This window comes from Mycobacterium dioxanotrophicus (assembly GCF_002157835.1).
Lineage (GTDB): Bacteria > Actinomycetota > Actinomycetes > Mycobacteriales > Mycobacteriaceae > Mycobacterium > Mycobacterium dioxanotrophicus.
The window spans coordinates 4,131,850-4,146,243 of the sequence record NZ_CP020809.1; the positions used below are offsets into that span (position 1 = coordinate 4,131,850).

The 14,394-nt window shown below is 62.7% G+C and carries 12 protein-coding genes, 29 tRNA genes and 1 other RNA gene; 40 read left to right on the plus strand and 2 right to left on the minus strand.

Annotated features, from left to right (window positions below; all coding sequences use genetic code 11):
• Nucleotides 1–66: 66 nt before the first annotated feature.
• Together ssrA and BTO20_RS19870 are read left to right on the plus strand one after the other, a co-directional pair.
• Nucleotides 67–493: a transfer-messenger RNA gene (gene ssrA / locus BTO20_RS19865) on the plus strand.
• A 102-nt stretch (nucleotides 494–595) separates the two neighbouring features.
• Nucleotides 596–1,432 (plus strand): deazapurine DNA modification protein DpdA family protein, encoded by an 837-nt coding sequence (locus BTO20_RS19870; protein WP_198343994.1) that lies wholly within the window; start codon nucleotides 596–598, stop codon nucleotides 1,430–1,432.
• 569 nt (nucleotides 1,433–2,001) lie between these two features.
• Here the strand turns inward: BTO20_RS19870 and BTO20_RS19875 are convergent.
• Together BTO20_RS19875 and BTO20_RS19880 are read right to left on the minus strand one after the other, a co-directional pair.
• Nucleotides 2,002–2,331: a hypothetical protein gene (locus BTO20_RS19875; protein WP_087077965.1), complete on the minus strand. Its 330-nt coding sequence runs from the start codon at nucleotides 2,329–2,331 to the stop codon at nucleotides 2,002–2,004.
• A 63-nt stretch (nucleotides 2,332–2,394) separates the two neighbouring features.
• Nucleotides 2,395–2,646: a hypothetical protein gene (locus BTO20_RS19880; protein ID WP_087077966.1), complete on the minus strand. Its 252-nt coding sequence runs from the start codon at nucleotides 2,644–2,646 to the stop codon at nucleotides 2,395–2,397.
• Nucleotides 2,647–3,456: 810 nt separating this feature from the next.
• On the opposite strand from BTO20_RS19880, the gene BTO20_RS19885 reads away from it, so the two are divergent.
• The 38 genes from BTO20_RS19885 (at nucleotide 3,457) to BTO20_RS20080 (ending at nucleotide 14,031) form a co-directional block, all read left to right on the plus strand.
• Nucleotides 3,457–3,532 (plus strand) — tRNA-Lys (locus tag BTO20_RS19885).
• Between the two features lie 34 nt (nucleotides 3,533–3,566).
• Nucleotides 3,567–3,640: transfer RNA gene (locus BTO20_RS19890), tRNA-Gly, on the plus strand.
• A gap of 85 nt (nucleotides 3,641–3,725) precedes the next feature.
• Nucleotides 3,726–3,809 (plus strand) — tRNA-Leu (locus BTO20_RS19895).
• A gap of 103 nt (nucleotides 3,810–3,912) precedes the next feature.
• Nucleotides 3,913–3,988: transfer RNA gene (locus BTO20_RS19905), tRNA-Gln, on the plus strand.
• Nucleotides 3,989–4,094: 106 nt separating this feature from the next.
• Nucleotides 4,095–4,328 (plus strand): hypothetical protein, encoded by a 234-nt coding sequence (locus BTO20_RS19910; RefSeq protein ID WP_047036533.1) that lies wholly within the window; start codon nucleotides 4,095–4,097, stop codon nucleotides 4,326–4,328.
• 166 nt (nucleotides 4,329–4,494) lie between these two features.
• Nucleotides 4,495–4,571: transfer RNA gene (locus BTO20_RS19915), tRNA-Thr, on the plus strand.
• A gap of 357 nt (nucleotides 4,572–4,928) precedes the next feature.
• A tRNA-Thr gene (locus BTO20_RS19925) sits at nucleotides 4,929–5,004 on the plus strand.
• A 138-nt stretch (nucleotides 5,005–5,142) separates the two neighbouring features.
• Nucleotides 5,143–5,218, plus strand: a tRNA-Gly gene (locus tag BTO20_RS19930).
• A gap of 1 nt (nucleotide 5,219) precedes the next feature.
• Nucleotides 5,220–5,293, plus strand: a tRNA-Leu gene (locus BTO20_RS19935).
• 16 nt (nucleotides 5,294–5,309) lie between these two features.
• Nucleotides 5,310–5,382: transfer RNA gene (locus BTO20_RS19940), tRNA-Asn, on the plus strand.
• An 11-nt stretch (nucleotides 5,383–5,393) separates the two neighbouring features.
• Nucleotides 5,394–5,466, plus strand: a tRNA-Ala gene (locus tag BTO20_RS19945).
• A 57-nt stretch (nucleotides 5,467–5,523) separates the two neighbouring features.
• Nucleotides 5,524–5,988 carry an HNH endonuclease gene (locus tag BTO20_RS19950; protein WP_087077968.1) on the plus strand — a complete coding sequence of 155 codons (465 nt, stop codon included), beginning with the start codon at nucleotides 5,524–5,526 and terminating at the stop codon, nucleotides 5,986–5,988.
• 63 nt (nucleotides 5,989–6,051) lie between these two features.
• Nucleotides 6,052–6,125: transfer RNA gene (locus tag BTO20_RS19955), tRNA-Glu, on the plus strand.
• A 136-nt stretch (nucleotides 6,126–6,261) separates the two neighbouring features.
• A tRNA-Phe gene (locus BTO20_RS19960) sits at nucleotides 6,262–6,334 on the plus strand.
• Nucleotides 6,335–6,376: 42 nt separating this feature from the next.
• Nucleotides 6,377–6,449, plus strand: a tRNA-Arg gene (locus BTO20_RS19965).
• Nucleotides 6,450–6,480: 31 nt separating this feature from the next.
• Nucleotides 6,481–6,557: transfer RNA gene (locus BTO20_RS19970), tRNA-Ile, on the plus strand.
• 20 nt (nucleotides 6,558–6,577) lie between these two features.
• Nucleotides 6,578–6,654 (plus strand) — tRNA-Asp (locus BTO20_RS19975).
• A gap of 22 nt (nucleotides 6,655–6,676) precedes the next feature.
• Nucleotides 6,677–6,751: transfer RNA gene (locus tag BTO20_RS19980), tRNA-Val, on the plus strand.
• Nucleotide 6,752: 1 nt separating this feature from the next.
• Nucleotides 6,753–6,837, plus strand: a tRNA-Tyr gene (locus tag BTO20_RS19985).
• Between the two features lie 29 nt (nucleotides 6,838–6,866).
• Nucleotides 6,867–6,940 (plus strand) — tRNA-Pro (locus BTO20_RS19990).
• An 11-nt stretch (nucleotides 6,941–6,951) separates the two neighbouring features.
• Nucleotides 6,952–7,024, plus strand: a tRNA-Arg gene (locus BTO20_RS19995).
• 4 nt (nucleotides 7,025–7,028) lie between these two features.
• Nucleotides 7,029–7,107, plus strand: a tRNA-Lys gene (locus tag BTO20_RS20000).
• A 128-nt stretch (nucleotides 7,108–7,235) separates the two neighbouring features.
• Nucleotides 7,236–7,308, plus strand: a tRNA-Trp gene (locus tag BTO20_RS20005).
• 66 nt (nucleotides 7,309–7,374) lie between these two features.
• Nucleotides 7,375–7,448 (plus strand) — tRNA-Glu (locus BTO20_RS20010).
• A gap of 171 nt (nucleotides 7,449–7,619) precedes the next feature.
• Nucleotides 7,620–7,695 (plus strand) — tRNA-Arg (locus BTO20_RS20015).
• 27 nt (nucleotides 7,696–7,722) lie between these two features.
• Nucleotides 7,723–8,328, plus strand: coding sequence for a hypothetical protein (locus BTO20_RS20020; RefSeq protein WP_087077969.1), 606 nt, complete (start codon nucleotides 7,723–7,725; stop codon nucleotides 8,326–8,328).
• A gap of 168 nt (nucleotides 8,329–8,496) precedes the next feature.
• Nucleotides 8,497–8,570 (plus strand) — tRNA-Met (locus BTO20_RS20025).
• Nucleotides 8,571–8,706: 136 nt separating this feature from the next.
• A tRNA-Met gene (locus BTO20_RS20030) sits at nucleotides 8,707–8,779 on the plus strand.
• A 259-nt stretch (nucleotides 8,780–9,038) separates the two neighbouring features.
• A tRNA-His gene (locus BTO20_RS20035) sits at nucleotides 9,039–9,115 on the plus strand.
• A gap of 264 nt (nucleotides 9,116–9,379) precedes the next feature.
• Nucleotides 9,380–9,820 (plus strand): helix-turn-helix domain-containing protein, encoded by a 441-nt coding sequence (locus BTO20_RS20040; RefSeq protein WP_408632119.1) that lies wholly within the window; start codon nucleotides 9,380–9,382, stop codon nucleotides 9,818–9,820.
• 29 nt (nucleotides 9,821–9,849) lie between these two features.
• On the plus strand, nucleotides 9,850–10,350 hold the full coding sequence (locus BTO20_RS20045) for a hypothetical protein (protein ID WP_083650322.1): 501 nt from the start codon (nucleotides 9,850–9,852) through the stop codon (nucleotides 10,348–10,350).
• Nucleotides 10,347–11,564, plus strand: coding sequence for a DUF6545 domain-containing protein (locus BTO20_RS20050; RefSeq protein ID WP_087077971.1), 1,218 nt, complete (start codon nucleotides 10,347–10,349; stop codon nucleotides 11,562–11,564). The genes BTO20_RS20045 and BTO20_RS20050 overlap by 4 nt, the downstream gene beginning before the upstream one ends.
• A 38-nt stretch (nucleotides 11,565–11,602) precedes the next feature.
• On the plus strand, nucleotides 11,603–12,955 hold the full coding sequence (locus tag BTO20_RS20055; protein WP_087077972.1) for a cytochrome P450: 1,353 nt from the start codon (nucleotides 11,603–11,605) through the stop codon (nucleotides 12,953–12,955).
• Nucleotides 12,956–13,144: 189 nt separating this feature from the next.
• Nucleotides 13,145–13,375 (plus strand): hypothetical protein, encoded by a 231-nt coding sequence (locus tag BTO20_RS20060; RefSeq protein WP_087077973.1) that lies wholly within the window; start codon nucleotides 13,145–13,147, stop codon nucleotides 13,373–13,375.
• A gap of 25 nt (nucleotides 13,376–13,400) precedes the next feature.
• Nucleotides 13,401–13,477, plus strand: a tRNA-Thr gene (locus tag BTO20_RS20065).
• A 116-nt stretch (nucleotides 13,478–13,593) separates the two neighbouring features.
• On the plus strand, nucleotides 13,594–13,806 hold the full coding sequence (locus BTO20_RS20070) for a hypothetical protein (protein ID WP_087077974.1): 213 nt from the start codon (nucleotides 13,594–13,596) through the stop codon (nucleotides 13,804–13,806).
• A 33-nt stretch (nucleotides 13,807–13,839) separates the two neighbouring features.
• Nucleotides 13,840–13,913, plus strand: a tRNA-Pro gene (locus tag BTO20_RS20075).
• A gap of 32 nt (nucleotides 13,914–13,945) precedes the next feature.
• Nucleotides 13,946–14,031 (plus strand) — tRNA-Ser (locus tag BTO20_RS20080).
• Nucleotides 14,032–14,394 lie beyond the last annotated feature (363 nt).

Genomic DNA, 14,394 nt, shown 5'->3' on the forward strand with positions numbered 1-14,394 from the left:
TCCTTCGGCGTGTTGTAGCGCGAGATCTTGCACACATGCAGTTGGATCTCTAAAATAGCAATCCTCGGGGCTGACAGGTTTCGACAGCCAGAAGAGACAACTGAACAGCGTGCCAGTGAATGGCTCTCGACCACTGCGAGCGTCGGAGCCGAAAGATAATCGCGAACGACAACGATTCGCTCGTGTCTGACGCCGATCTCGCTGAGATCGAGGCCTTCGCCAACGGCGACGTCCTCGTCTGCGCCTGACCGGTGGGACACTGGGACGGACCCGGGAGACCTCCGACGCTCCCCCGCTCCTTCAAAAACAAGATTCGGATGGCGACAGCACGGGGTTCCCGCTCCAACGCTGCGTGAGATACCAAGCGGGAAACCGGGTCTAGCGCAAGGGTGTTCCCGCCCAAGCGCTCCGGATGACAAAACGGGAACTACGCACGTAGAACGCAGCTGACGACGCTGACTGGAATCCGGTTCAAATCCGGACAGCTCCACTTTTGATCGGGGACCGACGATCTGACGCAAAGGTCGCGGTCCCCGATCCCGCACCCCAAACCCTTATCGGGGTGCGGATTTCCTCGACCACACCAGGAATCGGCATGCATCACTACCTGTATCTGGGCACGCACGAGACGTCGTGGCTCAGCAAGGCTGGTGTGCCGCTGTTCATCTCACACCGGCGCCTGGAACGCATACGCACTTCGATCCCGGTGGCGGCCGCACCGTGGGCGCTGGACTCCGGTGGCTTCAGCGAGATCAGCCTCTACGGCGGGTGGCGGACCACGCCGGCCGCGTATGTCGACGCAGTGGTGCGTTACGACACCGAGATCGGAAAACTGGAATGGGCCGCTATCCAGGACTGGATGTGTGAGCCGGACATGTTGGCACGTACCGGTTTAACTGTCTTGGAACACCAGAAGCGCACCGTTGGCAGCTACCTGGAGTTGGCAGCGCTGTGGGCCCAGGCCAGTGACACGGAGCTGGTGTACATGCCGGTACTGCAGGGGTACCGGGTCGAGGAATATCTGCAATGCATGGACATGTACGCCGATGCCGGGGTTGACCTCGGCGTTACGCCACTGGTCGGCGTCGGCAGCGTGTGCCGGCGGCAACACACCGACGAGATCCGTGCAGTCTTCGAGGCCATTCTGGAGCGCGATCCCGGCCTGCCTGTTCATGGTTTCGGGGTGAAGCTACAGGGCTTGCGGGAGTACGGAAACCTTCTGGCGACTGCCGATTCGATGGCGTGGAGCTTCAACGCGCGAAAGAACCCACCGCTTCCCGGCTGCTCGCACCGGTCCTGTAGTAACTGCATCAAGTGGGCTTTGCAGTGGCGCCGCAAGATCGCCACATGCGATCGGTTCAGTTCCTTCTGGGGCCGACGCTGCGACTGCTCACGCTGCGCCCCAGAAGCTTTCGCTCCGTCCGCCGCGTAGCGGTCCCGGCCGCGCCGCCGGCTGGCCACCAGCTCCGCTGCGGCAATGATGCAGTAGCCATATCGTCAAGCACCGCGGATCGGAGCCTCAGTGAACCAGCGCATCGAAGGCCACTCGCTCATCGGGACAAAGCACGTCTACCGCGCCGACCTGCCGCCCTATGACGCGGCCGCCGATACAGAGCCCGGCGTGATCGTTCTCGGAAACGGGGCACCATGTCGAGGTCCTGGCAGTGTTCAAGAACTGGAACGCTGTCACCGGCCTGGACATGTTCGCGGTGCACTGCGACGAGACCGGGCAGAGCACGCACGTGACGCCTGCCGATCTCGGCTTGCCGCCTCTGGACTGACCTCTACTTTCGCAACCGGCGGGAACCCGGCATATGCCGGGTTCCTGCTCATGCCTCGGACTCATCGACCGCGATGATCGTTGGTTTGACGCCATGTCGGGTCATGAGCTGCCGTATTTCGTTTCTGAACGCTGAACCGTCCAACTGCGGCTGACTGCCTTCGACGTAGACGGTGACTGTCGTGAATCTGCCCATGAGGTTTGCCCTTTCAAAGAATCTTTCAGATGGGGTGGACCGCGCTGTACCAGCCGGTGCAGCCTTCGACGAACAGCCCGAGCGGGCGTAACCGCGTCTGCAGCTGGTCATGGAGCGCGTACTGCTCGTAGTCGAGATTGAATGCACCGGCATGATCGCCGCCATCGTGGGTGATGATTAGCAGTGAACCCAGTCCGTACAACTCGCCGCGATCCAGCCACTGCTGCGGCGAGTAGAATTTGCCTCCCCCACCGTGATTGGTGATGTTCTTCTCGGTGAAGAAGTCTCGGATCGTCTCGGCGGCTTTGCGGCCGTCAGCGCTCAGGTCCTCGGGGATGGGCCAGTCGTTGCTCATGGGAAGATCCTCGCCAACGAGTCTGGGAAGTCCGTCACGCGACGCGATCGGATGCACTGCCTTTCAGGCCGGCTTACCTTGGAAGCGCGTAGCGACCCGGTCGCTGGACTGCAGCACGCCCCGGTCGCCGGGTCGTCGAATCACGTGGAACCACAGCGTTTTGTCGCCGGTGTTCTGGTTGGTCTCGTAGCCGGCTTCGGCCAGTGATATGTGGCCTCGCTCCAGATCGTTAGTCCATACCCGAAGGCCCTCGGTGATCAGGACACCGTCGGCGGTGCGGTCAGTTCCTGACAGTTCAGTGTTTCGTTCCATCATGTGCTGCAGCGTCACAGCTGCGGTTGCCCGAACTTCCCCGCGGCGCGGACGCGCGCCGCCCCCGTGCGTATTCGCTGGTTGATGTCGGTAGCGGGTGTTACCTTTTGATACATGACCGTGTGGGGCCGCGACTATCGCACAACGACCGGGATGCACGCCGCACCCTCGGCTGCGTTGTCATGCGCGGACACCAACATCGTCGGCCTCTGGTCGGTGGACGAGTTCCGTGGCTTCAGCCAGTCCAGGTGCTTCCGGCCATCACTGCGTCACCCTTCCGCCCTGTCAGTGGGCGTGTGCCCCGGCCGGAAGCTTGGGCCCGAAGAACAATCTCATAAATCTCTCAGCCTGGCTGTTTTCCCTGACAGAAACGTCGCTTGACGTCTCTGTAGCTAACTGCGCCCAAATCCGCAGTCCCACAATCCATTTCAGCCGAAAATGGGCTGGACAACTCGCTTTTCGAGTAGCACCATTCTGGTCACTGGATACGTAAATCGCTCGCAGCGATCACGGCTTCGGTCCGCACCACCCGGGGACACCCACGTGATGCACAGCAACTTGAGAACTCCACAGTGTGTGATGCACTGCCCCTCACCGGGACAGGCGAACGCGCCGCCTCGGCGTCCGGGCTCTTTCGAGGGCATGTGACCGGTCAGCCAGACGATCGCGTTTCGCCCCCGTACCGGTGAACCCGGGGCAGTGGCTGGGCGCCGCCATGCGCCCAGCGGCCGCACAGGACCACGATCGCGTGGACTGTGCGGTCTTCTGCAAGCGCGGAACGGGTCTTGAATACCGGTCCGCGCTTGCAGATTCGCGCCGCTAGCTCAGTCGGTAGAGCAGCTGACTCTTAATCAGCGGGCCGAAGGTTCGATCCCTTCGCGGCGCACCACACGCGACCAGTCCCCGGCGCTGCCTGGGACACTGCGGATGTAGCTCAGCTGGCAGAGCGCCACCCTTCCAAGGTGGATGTCGCGGGGTTCGATGCCCGTCGTCCGCTCTGATGCGCGAGGGAACCCTCATCAGGTGCAGCACGTCGCATAACCGTGACGCTGCAGCACCCGCTCGGGCTCCCCTCAACGCCAGGCCCTCTGGCGGAACTGGAAGACGCACCGGATTCAAAACCCGGTGCCCATTCGGGCGTGCGGGTTCGACTCCCGCGGGGGCTACCGATTGCCTCGTGGTGTAACTGGCAGCACCGGCGATTTTGGTTCGCCCAGTTCAGGTTCGAACCCTGGCGAGGCAGCAGGTCGGCGGACCATAAACGCACCTTGCCCCGTGATGTAAACGGCAGCATGACTGATTCTGGTTCAGTTCAGCCTTGGTTCGAATCCAGGCGGGGCAGCCACTCTCGTCTGGTCGGCGTGTCGCATCTGGGCTGCTCACTTGTAGGCGGCGGCATCTATTCTCTATTTTAGGGATATTGATCGTTTCCAGGAGTGAGGACATCCACCATGTCGATGAACCCGAAACTGCACCTCACACCGATCAGTCTCGGCGGCGTGGGCGTGCGAGAAAAGTGGAACTATCTGGGAGCACGTGTCGCGCTCGGGTACGGACCGCAAGTTGAGGGCAAGCGCTGCTATTGGTTCCGCCGCGAGAACATCGGCACGGGCGGCACCACGCTGATCATTCCGGTCGCTGACTTCTGGCCGGCTGGGCAGCGGTGCGACAGCTCGCCGGCGTAGGACGTGCACGCAAAGGACTCCACGCCCAATGGTTGCCGCTAGTACGGCCGCGAGCAGCGCTCCCACTCCCTCGATTGGCATGACTCCGCCCGATATGAACGGTGGGTCCCCTCCCGAGAGACGAGCAGCATGAACGCATTCGCAACCGCCGCGAGGCGGACAACCCGCCCCGGTAGCTCAGTCCGGCCAGAGCGGCTGCCTTGTAAGCAGCGACCGTCGCCGGTTCGAATCCGGCCCGGGGCTCAACCCGATTGTGACGAATGCAGCGGCTCAAAGTGCCGCTCGATCGCCGCAAGCATGTCCTCCATTGTCGCGAGGCCGTAGCGGAGCCGCTCACGCCTGGCCATGGGCGTGTCTGAAGTCGACGCTTCAGCGAACCGGTCGACTCGGATCCTGAACCGGTGCAACTCATCGGCGTTGCACCGGCCGACGACGGCCAACAGCAGACAGCGCTGTTGTTCAAGTAGGGCTGTGTGTGGGGATATCTGCATGCATCACGACGCTAGGCGCCGCTGCGTGAATGCGCTACTCACCCTTGTCGCTAGCCGAGACCACGCAGATGATCTGGCGGACACGCTCAAGTACGATGCTCGCAGCTTCGCCTTCATAGCTCAGTGGCACGAGCGCGCCCTTGGTATGGGCGAGGCCCCGGGTTCGACCCCCGGTGAAGGCTCCACGGTTGTCGGTGACTATCCGCTCGCGCAGCGGAGCGCGGAACCGTCAGACCAGGTCCCCTCCCCCATGCGGGGGTGCATGGGGGCAGTAGCCGAACTGGGCAAGCCAGCTGCAGCTGGTCGAAAGTCGTGGGCTCTAAGTGGATGTGGCGCAGCCGGTAGCGCGTTTCGTTGCCAACGAGAAGGCCGCGGGTTCGATCCCCGCCATCCGCACCATGCCCCTCTAGCCCAACTGGTAGAGGCGTCGGATTTAGGTTCCGAAGGTTCCCGGTTCGAATCCGGGGAGGGGTACACAGAGGAAATACCTTGGCCCGTAGCTCAATTGGCAGAGCACGCGACTGTTAATCGCGTAGTTGAAGGTTCGACCCCTTCCGGGCCAGCGCACCACTTCGGGGGCTTAGCTCAGCTGGTAGAGCGCCTGCTTTGCAAGCAGGATGTCGGGAGTTCGAATCTCCCAGTCTCCACTTCTGGCGCATCCGCGCCACCTGGCCCGCCACGACACTGAAAGGAGGTGCGGCGCCATGACGATGACGGTCCCCGCACCTGCCGTCGAGGTGTTCAACGCCGACTACAGTCTGCTCGACCGGGTGGGCTGGCAGGCTGCGGTGTCGATGTTGATGCGCGAGGTCGCCTACGCGCTGGAGGCGCACGACCCGCCGCAGGTGCTGCGCTCCCCCACCGCCGCAATCGAGCTGCCTAAGTCGCTGCTGCTGGTGCGCTACGCCCCGGTTCCGTACCGTCGCGAAGCCGATCACGCCAGCCGCGCCGAGATCTTGACGCGCGACGCGAACCGGTGTCAGTTCGTCGGCTGCGGCGGGAGCGCTACGACGATTGATCACCTGTTGCCGCGCAGTCGCGGAGGCGGAAACACTTGGCACAACCTGGTGGCCAGCTGCGAGGCGTGCAACGGCGCCAAGGCCAATCGCACGCCAGCCGAGGCGGGAATGCGCCTGGTGCGCGAACCGTTTCGTCCCGGCCACCTGTGACGGCGGCTGTCTCCCACACCGTGTCGACCGGCACGGTGCGGGACACAGCCGCCGACCCGACATGGTCCGTTGGAGTAGTTGGTTATCTCGCCACTTTCTCAAGGTGGAGATCACGGGTTCGATCCCCGTACGGACTACCTAACCGTCGCCGGTCAGCCGGCTGTCACGTCAGGCAGACTGTTGATTTCCGCGCTCAATGCGCGCCATGGCATTACCCGCGCGGTGATGGGGGCGGTCGATGCGCACCTGCAGCTGCGGGCAAGCACCTGAAATGGTCCCGAAGCTGACACGGTTCAAGCGCCAGGTTGAAGCCCCGGAGACGCCGGTTCGACTCCGGTCGGGACCGCTTTTGTCAGTGTGCAGGTTCGACTCCCGCCACCGACACCAAGCCGCGGTAGCTCAGTGGAAAGAGCATCTGCCTACGAAGCAGGGGGCCGGGGGTTCAAATCCCTCTCGCGGTGCAACGGACCGGGGACCGCCAACTCCCCGAAACGATCTGTAGCTCAGACGGTTAGAGCGCATCGCTGATAACGATGAGGTCCGAGGTTCAACTCCTCGCAGGTCGACCACGCGGCGGATCGCCGCGCATGCCGGTGTAGAGCAGCTGGTTAGCTCGCCGCCCTGTCAAGGCGGAGGTCGCGGGTTCAAAACCCGTCGCTGGCGCCAGCGGTGCAATGGGCACCGTTTAGGTCTCGTAGCTCAGCGGGAGAGCGCCGCGCCTACAACGCGGATGTCGGGGGTTCGAAACCCTCCGGGACCACCACGCCGGCACGGCGCAGATGGCGAGGCGCGCCTGACTGTAAATCAGGTCTCTCGGGTGAGGGGGTTCGAATCCCTCTGCCGGCACCAAGGCCCGCGTCGGCCTCAACGACGCGAAACGGGGTGTGGCGCAGCTTGGTAGCGCGTTCGCTTTGGGAGCGAAAGGTCCTCGGTTCAAATCCGGGTACCCCGACAAGATTTTCAGCCGGCGTAGCTCAGCGGATAGAGCGCCTGCTTCCGAAGCAGGAGGGACCGAGTTCGATTCTCGGCGCGGGTACTTCGCCTCCATAGCTCAGTCTGGTCCAGAGCCACCGACTTTTAATCGGAGGGTCGCAGGTTCGAATCCTGCTGGGGGCACCAGGTCGTATCTTCGGCCGAGATCTGGAAGATGAACGCGCCCGGGCGCGCACGGCTTCGAACACCGTTGGTCGCTTCGGCGATGGGGATCAGCGCCTCCGTCTTCCGCTTTACGGGGATCTCTCCCCTATGCGTCCGTGGTCTAGCGGCTATGACGCCGGTCTCCAAAACCGGACAACGCAGGTTCGAGTCCTGCCGGGCGTGCAGATCTCCGATCACCGAACGATGGTCGGATCCAGAGGTCGTGGCGACGATCGCGGTCTCGTCCATGGCGCCGTGCTGTGATGGCTAGGCACTCGGGCTTTCACCTCGGGGATGCGCGGGTTCGATTCCCGTCGGCGCTACTGCTTTCGGCGTGTCGTGGCACTTCAGTGGAACATTCCGCACGCCGCGGAGATGCTTAATCCGCGAGATCCTGTGTCAACGCCACCCCTGGTATCACCTGGCGAAGGCACCTCCACGACGCCGCACTTACCCTCGGACGAGAGGTGACCTGCACGGGATCTCGCACATATGCCCCTGTAGCTCAGCGGACAGAGCAGCGCGGTCCTAACGCGACGGCCGGCGGTTCGAATCCGTCTGGGGGCACCAGTTTCGAGCATGACGAGGGGAACGACCATGACGCGCGAGCCTCACCTGTTGCCGGCTGATGTCGGAGACCTGTTCATCGTGGACGTCGAGGCGACTGACAAGACTCCAATGTCGGGTCTGATGACCGAGTTCGCCGTGGTCCACGTCGTCACCGGGGCGTCGTTCTATGGGCACGTGTACCGCGCTCATCCGCACCCTGATACCCCGGCCCTGCCGGTCGTGGAACTCGACGCCGCGGGACGACCGATCGTTGACGCCTATTGGATCACCGACGGCCAAGACACCGCAGATGCCACTCACGCCCGCAAGGCCAGCGGAGTGGCCCAGGCGCTGCACCGCTGGCTCGACGGCTTTGGTCTCGCACGGCGCACTTTGGTCAGCGACAACAACGGCTTCGATGCGATGTGGCTGAACTGCTTCACCGACGAACAGCTCCGGCGAGTGCTGTTCGGTCACTCGTCGCGGCGCATCGGTGACTTCTACGCCGGCTCTCGCGGCAAGTGGAACGATCAATCATCGTGGAAGGGGTTGCGGCGTACCCACCATCCGCTCGATGACGCTCGCGGAAACGCCGAAGCCCTGCGGACCCTGTTGGGCATTCCGGAGCCTCACCTCGCCGAAGCTTCGCACTAGAGAGAAGACGCGGGCCGTCGGCGCAGTTGGTAGCGCGCGCTTCCACGGCATGGGAAAGGTCGCGGGTTCGGGCCCAGCCGGGGCCACGCTGCATGGTCGAGCGCGATTTACCGCGGCGGGCGTCCATGCTAGCGATCCGATACCAATGTCGCCGCCCGTATCAGCCCACGCGGAGTAGGGCAGGTAGGTAGCCCGCCGGGCTCATAACCCGGAGGTCGCGGGTTCGAATCCCGCCTCCGCAACGACGTTCGCGCTGTCAGGGGTCGATTCCCCTCCTCCGATCCGCACGGGGAGGGCAGATTGCAGCGCGGCAAACTCGGTGAGGCTCGAAAGCCATCGAGTTCAAGGCCGGGCAGCACGGAGCATCGCCGTGCCTGACGCTCCGTAGCTCAGCTGGCAGAGCTCCGCACTCATAATGCGGTGGTCGCGGGTTCAAGTCCCGCCGGAGCAACGCCGCGCTGACCAAACAGGCTGGCACACCCTGGAGGGCCAACCCGACGGATGGCGACGGGAACTGTCTTGAAAACAGCCGAAGCGCAAGCTCTTGGGAGTTCGATCCTCCCGCCCTCCGCGCACCGACACGGTTGAATACCGCGCTGGAACTGCCTGCCCTGGCTGAGATGCTGGGTGCGGGTGGCTCCGCCTCTGCGGCCGTGGACGAACGGTTCGGAGACGTCGGCCCGGGCTGATCTGTATGTCGTCCTGTCATGGCGGTGGTAGCTCAATCGGCAGAGCACCTGGTTGTGGTCCAGGAGGTAGTCGGGTTCGAATCCCACCCATCGCCCCAAACGTCTCCCTCGGACGGGAACGGCCCCGCGAGCCGTGCAGACGGCCAGACATGCCGTCCTTCCGCGATCCAGTGCCCGCGGGCTGCCAAGGGGCGCATCTTCGCATTTCAATCGTGTTTTCGTGCGATACATGGGTAAGCGCTGGCTCGGGAGATAAAACACCGACGCGGACCTGAAAGTACCAATCAAGCCACCTCTGCAGTAACGTGAGCACACAGACGCACCGTTAACCGAGAACTCACAAATACGCAATGGAGTTAATCGTGGCTGACCAAGCAGAAGACTCCGAACTGGCAGCGAAGATCAATCGGCTGTTCGAGATCATGCGGAAACCGACCGAATCGCCGCTCTCTAATGCTGCCGCAGCTGAGGCCATCACCGCGAAGACCGGCGTATCGATCAGCTCCGCCTACTTGTGGCAGCTCAGGTCAGGGATGAAAACTAATCCCACGATCGCTCACCTTCGTGCGATTGCTACATACTTCGGCGTTCCTGCGTCCTACCTGATTGACGACGGTACGGACCCCAACATTGACGCCCAGCTACGTTTGCTACAAACTCTCCGAGATGCCGGAGTGCGTGACATCGCCGCACGTGCGTCTGGACTGACACCACAGTCGCTTGAGAGTATTCGAATAATGGTTGACCAGGCACGACGCGTCGAGCAACTGCCCCCTGTCGATCATGCCGATGACGAGTCCTGACCAGGCGGACCTGTAGCGGGGGGTTCTCAATGACACTGTCCAACCAAGACATGCTTGACCTAGCGCGAACGCTCCCGATCCCCTCTCCATGGGACCGGGACGTTTTTGTGCAGGGGGTTGCCGACATGCGCGGCCGGCCGATCACGTTGATCCCAACCGACACTGCCTCGCTGATCGATAGTCCGTGCGGGCTGTGGCTTCGCCGGGATTCTGATGATCTGATCCTGCACGAGGCGGGGACGTCGGACTACCACGTCGACCAAATTGTCTGTCACGAGATCGGGCATATGCTCCTCGGTCACGGAGTCGCTGTCCGCCCTACCACAGATGGTCAGCACAGGGCCGAAGTGTGTCGTGGTCTACTTCCCACGCTCGATCCCGAAAGTGTTCTCGCAGTGTTGGGACGCAAAGAGTTTGAGGTCGACCAGGAACGTGACGCTGAGATGTTCGCATACATCCTCATGCTGACGGCAATGGAGCGCAGCAACGAAGCATCGATGATGCGCAGCGTGTTCTTCCGGTCGCGATGACGACAGTTCCCGCCGCAATCACATGGCCGCTGCTTGCCCTGATGGCCGTGATCGTCGTGGTGCGGTATGCGTTTTTCAGATCTAGTTCCTACGAGCGGTATCTGAACCGCACGCTGAGCCTGCTGCTGCTGGCGAACCTGTTGCGTGAGCCCGTGATCGATAGCTATCTGATTGAGTCTGGATTGCTCACAATTGCTGATGCTCAACAGATCTCGCTGGTACTGCTGATCTTCGCCTGTACGGAGTTCATGGGGTTCGTCACGGTCTGGGCGAATAACCACAGCGGTGCGTCGTCTGAAGGTGTCCGGCGACGGCACTTCTACCATCGAGTCGCCGCCGCCGTGCTGGCCGCGGCCTTCATTGCTGCTGGCACCCCGGCGCGTAATGCGGGTCAAACACTCGAGCAGTTCGGCGGATGGACCAGCGTCACAGCATGGGTTTTCGACACCACAATCTATGTGGCCATGGCGACGATGCTCATCAGGATGGTGCACAAGGAACTCATCCGCCCCGATGCCCACCGCAACGAGCGCCTGGTTGCCGTCGCCGGCTACACGATCGCGATATCCATCATCATCACCTGCGTCGAGGCAGTCGCCCTCAACGTGTTCGAGAATTTGAACTGGCTGCACAGCGTGGACTTCCGCCTCAAACTGCATGGCAGCTGCATCTTTTGGGAATCGACGCTGGCCATAGTGCTCGGCACAGTGCCCGTTGTGCTCGCCCTCAACGCCCGCGCCGGGTGGGATGCCACCAGTCGCAACTGGCGAAGACTGCAGCTTTTGAAGGAAAGCATGATCGAGGCGGTGCCTTCGGTGGCATTCGAACTGCAATCCCGTGCGTCCGGACGGCAGAAAACTTCTCTGGATCTGCACCAGGTCACGGTGCAGATCCGTGACGCCATCCTGCGACTGCGCGGCTATGTCACAGGCATCGATGACGATCACATCGCCGACCATCTGCGCAGATGGGCCGTGCCTGAAGAACAACGGGACGCGGCAGCCCAGGCCCTGCGACTCGCCTGGGCAATCAACGCCAAAAATTCCGGTGTCGATCCAACGCCGCTGGACACATCAACCATCGTGCAGTCACGTTCGACCACCCTTGAAGAAGAAACCGCCGAGCTGCTGCGCTTGGCGACCTGGTGGCCGGAGGCTCAGGCGGCCGTTCGCCAGCGCCGGACCGCCCAGCCCCAATCCCAGGAGCGAGCATGAGTCAAGACACCACCGCGATTCCTCACTCACGCTGGCGCATGCCGATCATCGGTGACCTTCTGACCGTCGACGTGAACAAGCCCTGCCAGAAGCTGGCAAAGGACATCACGGCCTACGACGGCATCCTCGAACAGCGCATCTTCGACCTTCCGGCGATCGTGGTCTCGCGCACCGATCTCGTCAACGAGATCAATGACGAAGCGTCGTGGGAAAAGCATGTCGGACACTCTCTGCGCGCACTGCGCCCGGTGGCAGGTGACGGTCTGTTCACCGCCTACAGCCATGAGCCGAACTGGCGGAAAGCGCACAACATCCTGACGCCGGCATTCAGCAAGAAAGCGATGACGGCTTACCACTCGACGATGGTGTCAACCGTGCGAGAACTGGTCGATTCATGGAATGCCAAGCAGGGCCAGTGGATTGACATCGCCGCAGCAGGCAACCGGTTCACCACCGAGGTCATCGGCCGCGCCGGCATCGGCCACTCGTTCAACCGTCTCGACGAAGTCAGCGATGATCCTTTCACCACCACCGTGCTGCGAGAGCTCCGCTATGCGAATCGACGCACCGACGCAATACCGCTCTACACCAAGTTGTTCGGCAAAGCGCAGAGAAACCAGCACCTGCAAGACAAAGCGTGGCTGCGCTCGCAGATCTCCATCATCATCGATGAGCGGAGAAATGCCGGGACACCGGCCACCGACGCGGACATCCTCGACTCGATGCTCACCACGCCCGACCCCGACACCGGAGCAACCCTCGATGACGCCAACATCATCAACCAGATCCTGACCCTGCTCGTAGCGGGCAGCGAAACATCGGCCAACGCGATCGGCTTCGCCCTTCACTATCTGGCCAACAACCCCGACATCGCCACCGCATGCCGAGCCGAGATCGACACCTACTGGCCCGACTCTGACATTCCTGACTGCGAATTCGGCGACATCGCGCCGATGCGCTACCTGCGTCGCGTTGTCGACGAAACACTACGGCTGTGGCCGGTAGCGCCAGGCTATTTCCGACAAGCAAAGCATGACACAACAATCGGCGGCGAATACCACTTCAAAGCCGGGGATTGGGTCTTTGTGCTGCTCCTGGCCGCGCATCGAGATACCGCCGCGTGGGGGCCAGACGCCGCGCAATTCAACCCCGACCGGTTTCTGGCCGAAAACCTCCGCAGTCTCCCGCCACGCATCTACAAGCCATTTGGCACTGGCCCCCGAGCGTGCATCGGCCGCCAGTTCGCACTGCACGAAATCATGCTGACGCTGGCCGCCATACTGCATCAGTTCGAGCTCGAACCGGAACCAGGCTACGAACTCACAGCCAGTGAGACAATCACCATCAAGCCAGAAGGCCTGCGACTAAAGGTGAACGCCCGCAGTCGATAGCAGGCAGGTTCGGTGTTGGGCGTGCGCCAGCGGTGAAGTACTCCGGTGGGGTGAAGGGGCGCAGCGGTCGCGCGTACACCGGTTCGATTCCGGTCGCAGCATCCGCGCCGCGTCGCACCCCTGTGTTGTGTGGCTTCTTGTAGATACTGGCCGTCCCTGCCCACCTTCCTGCGAGCGAGGAGTGACGCCATGGACCGCATTGGATATCTGGACGGTCACCCTGATGTCCGGCACCTGGCGTTCGTCGACAAGCAGGGCAACACACTGGCCGCTGTCGATGCGCATGTTGATCGGGGGTCCGGTGAGCGGGTGGCGGTGTGCCAGAACTGCGTCTGGGTCGAACGCGGAAGCGATCGCGATCAGGTTGATGCTGCCGCCACGGCACATTTTGACGAACATTGCGCCCAGCTTGGCCTGTAACCGTTCCGGCTTACTCGCCGGACCCGCCCCCATAGCTCAGTCGGCCAGAGCGGCTCACTCGTAATGAGCAGGTCACCGGTTCGATTCCGGTTGGGGGCTCCAGGACGGCGCACTGCGCACGTCCGCGCCGCGTAGCGCAGGGAAAGCCTCGCGCACCTACCTTCTCGCGTGATCGAGGTCGCCCCGGTCGACCTCGCCGGCGAAAAGGAAGAACGGCGATGTTTGTATGCGAGTTCCAGAAGATCCGCAGCGGTGAGTATTTCGGACGCTCCGAGCATCCCGACCGCACTACAGCCGAGCAACACGCGGCCGCTGAACTCGCCCTGCTCGGCGAAGATCCAGCCGACGTCCTGCTTGCGGTCGAGGCTGCCGGCTACGGATGCGCTGACACCCGCGGCGACGGGTACGGGGTGCGGATCTTCGAGGAGTGACGCGGCTCGGTGTGGAATAGCCGGTGCCGCACCCGGGATATGGCACAGTTTGGCAGCGCGCCTCGTTCGGGACGAGGAGGTCGTGGGTTCGAATCCCACTATCCCGACGCAGATTGCGTCAAGACGCAATCTTGATTTTGGAGACGTGGCAGAGCGGCGAATGCAGCGCCTTGCTACGGCGTAGTCGGCAGATGCCGGCCGCGGGTTCGAGTCCCGCCGTCTCCGCTCCCGCATCACACACTGTGGAGCTCCCGGTCGCGCCGCACCTCGGTGTGATGCGCGCCCAAGCTCATTTGCCCCGCAGGGTTTCCCGGATTCCCGATCCACGTGTACGCACACACCGAGGCATCACACTTCGGCGGGCTGAAACGATCCCGATCCGCCCTGCCGGAGGCCGTCGAGGCCGGGGACAAAGTTGTCGAGCTTGGCCCGGCAGGGGGGCCGTGCATTGCCGTGCTCATCGTCTGAGCGCGGGCAGTAGCGCCAACCGGGCGTCACGCCTGACCTCGGCATCCCAAGCGAGTAGTGTTCGAAACTATGTTCGATGATCTGGATCGCTGGGCGACAACCGACGACTACCCCACGCTG

Bases quoted from the DNA above. Each gene is read 5' to 3' on its own strand.
- BTO20_RS19870 (WP_198343994.1), top strand. From the start codon at position 596: ATGCATCACTACCTGTATCTGGGCACGCACGAGACGTCGTGGCTCAGC.
- BTO20_RS19875 (WP_087077965.1), bottom strand. From the start codon at position 2,331: ATGAGCAACGACTGGCCCATCCCCGAGGACCTGAGCGCTGACGGCCGC.
- BTO20_RS19880 (WP_087077966.1), bottom strand. From the start codon at position 2,646: ATGATGGAACGAAACACTGAACTGTCAGGAACTGACCGCACCGCCGAC.
- BTO20_RS19910 (WP_047036533.1), top strand. From the start codon at position 4,095: ATGTCGATGAACCCGAAACTGCACCTCACACCGATCAGTCTCGGCGGC.
- BTO20_RS19950 (WP_087077968.1), top strand. From the start codon at position 5,524: ATGACGATGACGGTCCCCGCACCTGCCGTCGAGGTGTTCAACGCCGAC.
- BTO20_RS20020 (WP_087077969.1), top strand. From the start codon at position 7,723: ATGACGCGCGAGCCTCACCTGTTGCCGGCTGATGTCGGAGACCTGTTC.
- BTO20_RS20045 (WP_083650322.1), top strand. From the start codon at position 9,850: ATGACACTGTCCAACCAAGACATGCTTGACCTAGCGCGAACGCTCCCG.
- BTO20_RS20050 (WP_087077971.1), top strand. From the start codon at position 10,347: ATGACGACAGTTCCCGCCGCAATCACATGGCCGCTGCTTGCCCTGATG.
- BTO20_RS20055 (WP_087077972.1), top strand. From the start codon at position 11,603: ATGCCGATCATCGGTGACCTTCTGACCGTCGACGTGAACAAGCCCTGC.
- BTO20_RS20060 (WP_087077973.1), top strand. From the start codon at position 13,145: ATGGACCGCATTGGATATCTGGACGGTCACCCTGATGTCCGGCACCTG.
- BTO20_RS20070 (WP_087077974.1), top strand. From the start codon at position 13,594: ATGTTTGTATGCGAGTTCCAGAAGATCCGCAGCGGTGAGTATTTCGGA.